This window comes from Bradyrhizobium sp., from assembly GCF_049512235.1.
Classification (GTDB): domain Bacteria; phylum Pseudomonadota; class Alphaproteobacteria; order Rhizobiales; family Xanthobacteraceae; genus Bradyrhizobium.
Genome location: NZ_JBEKXH010000253.1, coordinates 1 through 9564, shown reverse-complemented (window position 1 = coordinate 9564; position 9564 = coordinate 1). Strand labels below are relative to the sequence as shown.

Annotated in this window: 7 protein-coding genes; 3 read left to right on the top strand and 4 right to left on the bottom strand. The window is 62.9% G+C overall.

Annotated features, from left to right (window positions below):
* On the bottom strand, positions 1–257 hold a 257-nt coding region (locus ABSG20_RS21740), incomplete at its 3' end, for a DUF3291 domain-containing protein (protein ID WP_423866570.1).
* Positions 164–1420 (bottom strand): amidohydrolase family protein, encoded by a 1257-nt coding sequence (locus ABSG20_RS21735; RefSeq protein WP_423866569.1) that lies wholly within the window; start codon positions 1418–1420, stop codon positions 164–166. The genes ABSG20_RS21740 and ABSG20_RS21735, both read right to left, overlap by 94 nt.
* Positions 1421–1662: 242 nt before the next feature.
* Between ABSG20_RS21735 and ABSG20_RS21730 the strand changes: the two genes are divergently transcribed.
* Both ABSG20_RS21730 and ABSG20_RS21725 read left to right on the top strand, forming a co-directional pair.
* Entirely contained in the window at positions 1663–2973 is a 1311-nt protein-coding gene (locus ABSG20_RS21730) for a dicarboxylate/amino acid:cation symporter (RefSeq protein ID WP_423866571.1), read from the top strand.
* A 344-nt stretch (positions 2974–3317) separates the two neighbouring features.
* Entirely contained in the window at positions 3318–4685 is a 1368-nt protein-coding gene (locus ABSG20_RS21725; RefSeq protein WP_423866568.1) for a TolC family outer membrane protein, read from the top strand.
* Positions 4686–4697: 12 nt separating this feature from the next.
* Here ABSG20_RS21725 and ABSG20_RS21720 read toward each other — a convergent pair whose 3' ends face one another.
* Both ABSG20_RS21720 and ABSG20_RS21715 read right to left on the bottom strand, forming a co-directional pair.
* On the bottom strand, positions 4698–6518 hold the full coding sequence (locus ABSG20_RS21720) for an autotransporter outer membrane beta-barrel domain-containing protein (RefSeq protein ID WP_423866567.1): 1821 nt from the start codon (positions 6516–6518) through the stop codon (positions 4698–4700).
* Between the two features lie 477 nt (positions 6519–6995).
* Positions 6996–8273, bottom strand: coding sequence for an allantoate amidohydrolase (locus tag ABSG20_RS21715; protein WP_423866566.1), 1278 nt, complete (start codon positions 8271–8273; stop codon positions 6996–6998).
* 428 nt (positions 8274–8701) lie between these two features.
* On the opposite strand from ABSG20_RS21715, the gene ABSG20_RS21710 reads away from it, so the two are divergent.
* On the top strand, positions 8702–9564 hold an 863-nt coding region (locus ABSG20_RS21710; RefSeq protein ID WP_423866565.1), incomplete at its 3' end, for a BMP family ABC transporter substrate-binding protein.

Below are 9564 nucleotides of genomic sequence, written 5' to 3'. Positions count from 1 at the left end.
GCTACAGCCTCCTCGACGCTCGGCCGATGGCCGACCGGCACCCACCACAAAACGACCGATGGCCCTTCGAAGTGTTCGAACCAATCGGTACGGCGGCCATAGAAGCGCTTATGGACGCGCTTGTAATGGCACGCGCCGAATTTCGCCCTCGGCCTTGTCTCTGTTACGCTTGACACGACCGCCGATGTTGTAATCCCGGTGGATGAAGCTGCGGACGAGAGCGGGTAAAGGACGCGCGGCCGCGCTTGATGCCCCATAGCGGTTGGGCGAGTGTTGCGATCGCCTCGGCGGGATCACGCGCATCCAGACCGACGAGGTCGGCGGGTCCGCCAACCCTGATGCCATAGTCTGTAAGCCGCATCAGCCGTGCCGCCGAAACCGTGATCATGTCGAGGCATCCGGCGAGGTCGGCGGGGCGCGACACCTGGCAAACATTGGCATAGAGGTTCGCCATCCGGATCAGCGAACCGTCGCCGTAAGGCGTGAAGGGATTTAAAACATTATTGGTCGAGATCGAGCAGGTCACCCCCGCCTTCCGCAAGGGCTCCGCCGGCACGACGCCGCGCGGAACCGCATGGTCATGGCTACGGCCCATCAAATGCAGATCCGTCGCCGGCAAGATCGTCACCGCGACGCCGGCGTTGGCCAGTTGCGTCGCGATTTCAGCGAAGCGGTCGGGCGGCAGCAGCGACATCTGCGTCACGTGCCCGACTGCGACCCGGCCGCCCCAGCCGAACTCCTCGGTCTTGCGGCAGACATATTCGACCTGCATCCCCTCGGTGCTCTCGGCAAGGTCAAGATGCATGTCGATTTCGGCGTCGAAATCCCTGGCGATCGCAAAGATCCGGTCGATCTGGCCGCGCGGGTCGCTGTCGAAATAAGGCGCGGCGCCGACCGCCCGCGCGCCCCGGCGCAGGCCCTCGATCAACAATTCCTCGGTGCCGGGATAGTTGGTCAGCCCTTCCTGCGGGAACACGCATAGTTCCAGATCGATGGCCCATGCATAGTCGCGCGCGAGCGCTTCGACCGCTTCGAAACCTGTCATCCCGATGCCCGGGTCAAGTTCGACGTGGCTGCGCATGCGCATCGTGCCCTGCGCGATACAGCGTTCCAGGGTCCGCTTGCCCCGCGCGTAGACGTCTTCGATCGTAAAGCTGCGTTTGGCCGCGGCGGTTTCCCTGACGGCTTCGGCGACGGTGCCTTCTTCGATCCGGCAGCGGTCGAGGATGCAGGTCTTGTCGAGATGGATATGCGTCTCGATCATGCCGGGGACGACCAGGCAGCCCGCAGCTTTCAGTTCCGGCGCATCAACCGTGAGAGCCCGGGAGATAGCGGCGACCGTGGCGCCTTGAATGCCGATGTCAACGGTAACAAGCTCACCTTGCTGCAGAATGCTGGCGTCGCGAATAACCAGGTCCATTAATCCACCGCCGCCGGAAGGGCACCAGGATCAGCATCGTCCAGCATTGCGCCGCACAACCCTCAAGAGGGCGTCATTTCCCACAATATTTCAAACATCTACGCCAATCTTTAAGCATAGGCTATGCCGAGCATTGCAGAACACTGCAGCCAGCGCCTTCTCCAAGCCTGCGCCGTCGTTGGCACGCTTGTTGCTGGATCATAGCCGATATCCAGAACCGGGGGGAGCGTTCGATGGCGATCATGAGCACAACTGCGGCAATTGAGCGAAAGCCGCTATATACTTCGCTGTTTGTCCAGGTGCTGGCAGCACTCTTGCTCGGGATTGTGCTCGGCATGGCCGTCCCCGACTTCGCCATCGGTCTCAAGATCTTCAGCGACGCCTTCTTGAAGCTGATTTCGATGATCGTGGCGCCGATCGTGTTCTGCGTGGTCGTGCACGGCATCGCCGGCGCCGGCGACCTCAAAAAGGTCGGGCGGGTCGGCGTCAAGGCGCTGGTCTATTTCGAGGTCATGACCACGGTCGCGCTGATCGTCGGCCTCCTGCTCGCCTATCTCTTCGGTCCGGGTCACGGCATGAACATCGATCCGTCGACGCTGGATGCCAAGGCACTCGGTACCTATGCCACCAACGCCCGCAACCTGAAAGGCGGCGGCATCGGCAGTTTCCTCTTGAACATCATCCCGACCACCTCATTTGACGCGCTGGCGCGCAATGACGTGCTGCAGGTCTTGTTTTTCGCCATCATCTTCGGCGTCAGCCTGGCCCTTGTCGGCGGCGAAAAGGGCGAGAAAATCACCTCGTTCATCGACGCGGTATCGACGGTGCTGTTCCGGGCAATGGGACTGATCGTACGGCTCGCCCCGCTCGGCGTGCTCGGCGCGGTGGCCTATACGGTCGGACAATACGGCGTCGGCTCGCTCAGGCAATTGGTGTCGCTGGTGGCCCTGTACTACGTCGCGCTCGCGATCTTCGTGTTCGGCGTGCTCGGCGGCGTGATGGCGCTGGCCGGACTGAACATCCTAAAATTCCTGGCCTATCTGCGCGAGGAGCTGACGATCGTGCTGGCGACCGCGTCCTCGGACGCGGTGCTGCCGCAGATCATGCGCAAGCTGACGCGGCTCGGGGTAAAGGATTCGGTGGTCGGGCTGGTGATACCCACCGGCTACTCCTTCAACCTCGATGCGTTCTCGATCTATCTGACGCTGGCGGTCGTGTTCATTGCGCAAGCGACCAACACGCCATTGTCGTTCGGCGATCTCTTGCTGGTGCTCGGGGTGTCCCTGGTTACCTCCAAGGGCGCGCATGGCGTTCCCGGTTCTGCCATCGTCATTCTGGCGGCGACCTTGAACGCGGTGCCGAGCATTCCCGCCATCGGCCTGGTGCTGGTGCTGTCGGTCGACTGGTTCATCGGCATGGCGCGTGCGCTCGGCAACCTGATCGGCAACTGCGTCGCCACCGTGGTCGTTGCCGCCTGGGAAGGCGATCTCGACCGCGCCCAGGCCGTCAGGGTGCTCGACGGCGCCGAGGTGGTGGACGTGACCGCGGGTTAGGGCATCAGCTCCCCCTTGGCCGTGGCGGATGTCCGCTTCGTCGTGCATTGCGGATATTAGGTCAGACGTCGCGTCAAATCGATCGCCCAGCGGACCAGGTGGTATCAGCTCAACCCGCCCGCTGGAATTAACTTAATGCGCCAATTGCATTGGCTGATGATCCCATCGCCAACCGCCGCTGTTGATTTAGAAAGGGAGCGCAGCTAGCGTCCCGCACGAGAATCGTACCGGCGGCTAACCTTCGCCTGCGGGTCAGCGCGGGTTGGCAGAGCGGACGCAGGGCGCCTTATCGGTGCACAAGAACGGCGCATATGAATGTGAGAAGCCTTCACAGAGTTCCTGCCATGGTTCTCCTGTTGGCGTCTGCGGGCCTGGCGCCTGCCCTGGCCGATACCATCGAGGCCGCGCTGGTGCGTGCCTATCAGAACAACCCGCAACTCAACGCACAGCGGGCCTTGGTGCGATCCACCGACGAAAACGTGCCGCAGGCGCTGTCGGCCTATCGGCCCAAGGTCGCGCTCACCGCCAGCGCCGGCTATCAGTACACCGACTCCAACACCAGCAAGGGCGGATCGCCCACCCTCGTCCGAACCGAGTTTCACGGCACCGACCCGCCGCGCAGCGTCGGCCTCACCGTCACCCAAACGCTGTTCAACGGCAATCAAACCGCCAACAAGACCCGCGCGGCCGAGAGCCAGGTTTCCGGCGCGCGCGAGGCGCTGCGCGTGCTCGAAGAGACCGTGCTGTTGAACGCCGCCACCATCTACATGGATTATTTGCGCGACGCCGCGATCGTTGAGGTCCAGCGCAGCAATACCCGCGTGCTGGAGCAGACCCTGAAGCAGACCCGCGACCGCTTCGACGTCGGCCTGGTGACGCGCACCGACGTCGCGCAGGCGGAGGCCCAGCTGGCAGCCGGCAAGACCCAGCAACTCACCGCCGAATCCAACCTCGTGACCACGCGGTCGAATTTCCGCCGCATCATCGGCAACGAACCCTCCGACCTTGCGCCGGGCTCGCCGGTCGATCGCTTTCTGCCGAATGCGCTTGCTTCCGCGATCGAGCTCGCCCTGACCGAAAATCCGAACGTCACCGCGGCGACGTACGGCATCGACGTCAATTATCTGCAAGTCAAGATCAATGAGGGAGCGCTGTTGCCGACGATCAGCCTGCAGGCCTCGGTCCAGCAGGCCTATGAGCAGACGCTGACGACCTTCCGCTCGTTCGCCGCCGCGACCGTCGCGCAGGTTTCGGCGCCGCTCTATCAGGGCGGCGCCGAATACTCGCTGATCCGCCAGTCCCAGGAAAACCTCGCGCAGCAACGTCTCAATCTCGAAATGACTCGCGACCAGACCCGGGCCGACACCGTTACCGCGTGGGGCCAGCTCGTGGCCGGCAAGGCGCAGGTCGTGTCCGCAGAATCGCAGGTGGCCGCCTCAGAAATCGCGCTCACCGGCGTTCGCCGAGAAGCGAGCGTCGGACAGCGGACCACGCTTGACGTGCTCAACGCCCAACAGGCGCTGGTCAATGCCCGCGTCGCGCTCGTCACCGCGCAGCACGATCGCGTCGTTGCGTCCTACGCGGTATTGAGCGCGGTCGGCCGGTTGTCGCCACAGGTTCTCCATCTGCCGACCGTCGTTTACGATCCGAGCGTGCATTACCAGCAGGTTCGCGACAACTGGAACAGCGTCCGGACGCCCGATGGACACTGATCAAGCGAACGTTCACCAAGTGTATCGCAGCCGTCCGGTGCCGGAATAGGTTTGTGACCGGTCGGCGAATTCCCCGTCGAACTTCGCAAGGAACGACACGCCGCTGGCCAATCGCCACTCCGCGCCGCCCGTCACCAGCGCCAGATCGTGCGGCGGCGGCGCGCCGTTGACGGCGAAGCTGGCGGTCGGCAGACCGATGAAGCTGACGTTCAGCGTGGGATCGCTGATCTCGTCATGCGCCCAGGCGGCCTTGCCGAACAGGCTGAGCTGGCTGCCATTGTCCATCGCCATGGTCTTGTCGACGCGGCCGCCCAACTCCCCACGGACCGCCGTCGCGGTCCGTCCATCGTAGTTCAGCGCGAATTGCGGCGACCCGACTGTCGCAACCTCGCCATATGACGGCGTCCGGAAGCTCTGCAGCTGGATCGCCGCATACGGCGTCCACCGCACCGCCATCTGCCACGGTATGTGGTAGCCGCCTTCGAGCCGTCCGCCGTAATTCTCGGCGTTGAAGGCCGCATGCAACTGATCGAGACCTGCGACGGTCACGGTGCGGTCGGTCGACATCCAGTAATTCGAGTAGGAGAATGCGCCCGAGACATAGGCCGCGCCACGCTGCCCCGCACCATAGAGGCCGGCCAGGAACACATCGCTGCGCCCGCTGCCAAATGCCTGCGCCAGCGACCATGACGTGGCGCCGCCGGCCAGCGAGAAGCCGATCAGTGCATCGGGCGAAATCCGATAGTCGGCGCCAGCGGCACCGCCACCGACCCTCGACGTCGTATCGTGACTTCCAACCACGTTGGGATCGGCGGACGTGGTGTTGCTGCCGCCGAAGGCCGCGCCCCAGACATCCCATCGCGGGACAAAGGCCGCCATCGGAGGAGCCTTGTTGTATTTCGCATAGGCCGACGCGAGCCCGGTCGGCAGCTGGCTTTCCCGCTCCGGCGCAAAGCCCATCGCGGAGCCCGTGGTTCGGTTGGTCGCGAGCGGATCCGTCAACAGCGAGAGGTACGAATTGGTCAACTGGAAGGCGCCCTGCTGGGCCTGCGTATTGTTCTCTCCCGAGAGTTCGCTCAAGGAGCTGACAAGCTGGGTCGGCGTGAGCGTATAGAGACCGGTGAACCCGGCCGGCACCGTCGCGCCACCCGCGACAGCCTTGTCGATGGCCGCAGCCACATTGGTCGGGTTTGTCGGCGCCCCAGCCGGCAGCAAAGGAACGATGAAGGGCGGCAGCGGCGGAGCGAAGTTGAGCGTGGCCATGAACGCGAGATCGTTGGCAATTAGCGACCAGTTGGCGCCGCTCAAATTGCCGAAATTGGCGCCGTTGTTCTGGAACACGAATTGGCCACTGGGATATGCCGTGTTCGCGACAGATCCAAACTTGTAGCTTCCGGTCGGCTCCGGTTGCTGATTCGATGTCGACAGGAACAGCACGTATTGCAGGCCCGGGGTCAGGGCTATGCTGCCGGTGTTGATCGAAACCGCCGTGAATGTCGTTGCGCTCGGCGCGGTCATTACACCCGAGCCGAACAGCGCGGGGCCGACAATGCGGTCAGTGGCGCTATTCCACTGGTACACGAAAGCCTGGAATTGCGGGGCCGTTCCCGATAACCGGGCAAGTTCGAAGGTGAAACCGGTCAAGAAGTTTTGGCCGGCGACGGGGGTAATGGTCTGCCCATAGGTCGCGGTGTCGGTGACACCCCATGCGCTAATGGAGCTGATCCCGTTCCACGACGTCGTCGTATCGATATTCTGAGCCATCGCCGGCGAACTCAGGGCAATGAGCGCGACGCCACACAGCAGCTGCTGGCGCGAAATCCTTCGTGTCATCCCATTCGGCGGTGTTTGCCTGTCGCAGCTGCTTGGCGTGCGACGGCCTCGAGGGAGGCAAGACATCACATCTCCTTCCGAGAGAGCGATCGATTTCTATGCGTTACTGTTACCCGGCCAGCAGGCGGCCATGACGCCGGGCAAGGACTCATTTCAAGAATTGTATCCTGCCCGCTCTGCAACCTTATTTGGCGAGCGGTGGCCCCACAACGCTGGCGATCACAGTCCGACAATATTTAGATCTGGTAGTAGCAAACTCGCCACAGTTGTGCCCGTTACATGGAATTAAGCATAGCCAGATTGATGGTTCTGCGCGGTCTGAAATGGCACGCTGGCGGCCGGCGCAGATGTCCGAAGTGCCTTGCCCACGAATGCGGACCTTGACCAGCGCGGTCGGCACAGCGCTGGGCGACTACAACGATCGAGCGGCGGTGCAAAGCTATTCGGCTCCGCGCGCTGATCCCGCCCGCGTCCTGATCATCTCGCAGCATCCCGCGGCTTGAAATTCTCGATCAGCCGCAGCAGCACCCGGGCACCGGCATCGGCATCGGCCACGTCCACGTGCTCGTCGGGGTGATGGCTGATGCCGCCGCGGCAGCGCACGAAGATCATGCCGACATCGGCAATGTCGATCATCGCCATGCCGTCATGCCCGGCCCCGCTCGGCAGCTCGAAGACGGAATAGCCTTCGGCGGCGACCGCGTCGGCCACCTGCGCCTTCAGCCAGGGCGCGCAGGGCACGGTGCGGTTTTCGTGAGTCACATCGACCTGCAGCTTGAGCTTGCGGCGTTTCGCAACCGCTTCGATGTGCCGGACGATATCGGTCACCGCACGCCGGCGGTGGGTGTCGGTCGGGGTCCGCAGGTCGATGGTAAAATGAACCTGGCCGGGGATCACGTTGGTGGCTCCCGGCATCGCATGGATGTAGCCCACCGTCCCGACCAGCCCGCCATGGTCGGTCCGGCACAATTCCTCGATGGTGGTGATGCATTCCGCGGCGCCGGCCAACGCGTCACGCCGCAGTTCCATCGGCACCGTGCCGGCGTGCCCTGCCATTCCGGTCAGGCGTGCGGCGAGCCGGGTGGCGCCGGCAATCGCGGTCACTACGCCGACCGGCAGACCCTTGGCTTCCAGCACCGGTCCCTGCTCGATGTGAAGTTCGACATAGGCCAATAATTCGCTGCGCGCGCGCGCCGCCGCGCCGATATGTTCGGGGTCGAGGCCGAACGTCGAAAGCGCCTCCCGCATCGAAATGCCGGCGCGGTCCTTTACGTTCAGCGCACTCTCCACGAATGTGCCGGCGACCGCGCGGCTGCCCAAAAGCGTGGAGGCAAAACGCACCCCCTCCTCATCGGCAAAGCCGGTGACCTCAACGGCGAACGGCAATCGCCGCCGCCTTTTGTGCAGATCGCCGACGCAGCAAATTGCCGTGATCAGCCCGAGCGGGCCATCCCATTTGCCGGCATCGCGGACGGTGTCGTAATGCGAGCCGAGCATCAGGCAGGGCAGGCCCGGCCGCTCGCCCTCGTAACGGCCGCAGACATTGCCGATCGCGTCGAGATGGGCATCCATGCCGGACGATCGCATCCAGTCCAGGATCAGCTCGGCGGCCGCGCGATGCTCCCTGGTCAGGAAGATGCGCGCCAGATACTCCGGTGTTTCGGAGATCGCGCCGAGTTCATTGATCCGGGCGACAATCTGTTCACCGAGGGAAGCGGTTGGTAGCCCGGCCGTGGCCTCCATCATTTCACTCATGCTTATCCAATGACGAAGGCCGAGCCCCAGGCCAAGCGCGCCTCTCGACCGGTTAATACAAGTTCGGTGCCAGCAGGGCGGGCGAATCCCTGAAAGACACCAAACCACCTGAGCAGCCTGCTTGACCAGCCGGCAAATGATCGAGTGGCCGCTCACATTACCCAAGGCCGAACGTAGGATCAGAGTTAATGATTGCTCAACTCGCTTGCATACAATGGATAGATATCGCTCTAATTTTATGCAGATTAGCCCTGCACAAGTATCAAACCGGGGCGATGCCACAGCGATAAGTTAAATATTTCAATACTTTACGTTTCAATGCTCACCAAGCAGGCCATGGCATGAAGATTGCGATATGTCCTTCGGGCTCCGCTATGTCGGCGAAGCCCTCGAATTAGCGGCGGTCTATCCGCCAAAGGGAGCACGCAATGGATTTTGGCAGGATTTCACGACGGCATCTCTTGCAAGGCGGCGCCGCGCTGACGCTCGGCTCGGCCTTCGGCGTTCGTTCCGCATCGGCGGCGGAAACCACGATCGGCTTCATCTATGTCGGATCGCGCGACGACTATGGCTATAACCAGGCCCACGCGCAAGGCGCGTCGGCGCTGAAGAAAATGCCCGGCCTCAAGGTCGTCGAGGAGGAAAAGGTCCCGGAAACCGATGCCGTCGAAAAGACCATGGAGTCGATGATCAATCTGGACGGCGCCACGCTGCTGTTCCCGACCTCGTTTGGATACTACAATCCGCACATGATCAAGATGGCGAACAAGTTTCCGAAGCTGCGCTTCGAGCATTGCGGCGGCTTGTGGACCGACAAGGACCCGAAGAACGCCGGCAGCTATTTCGGCTATATCGACGAAGCGCAGTACATCTCCGGTATCGTCGCCGGCTATTCCACCAAGTCGGGGAAGCTCGGTTTCGTGGCCGCCAAGCCGATCCCGCAGGTGCTTCGCAACATCAATGCTTTCACGCTTGGCGCCAGGCTCGCCAATCCGAAGGCCACCACCCAGGTCATCTTCACCGGCGACTGGTCGATGCCGGTCAAGGAAGCCGAGGCGACCAACAGCCTGATCGACCAGGGCGTCGATGTGCTGACCTGCCACGTCGACGGTCCGAAGACGATGGTGGAAAACGCCGCGCGCCGCGGCGCCATGGTGTGCGGCTATCACGTCAACCAGTCGCCCTTGGCGCCGAAGGCCTATCTGACCGGCGCCGAATGGAACTGGGAAGCGCTGTATCCGAAGTTCGTGAAGATGATGGCATCCGGCGAAACCATCCCGAATTTCTATCG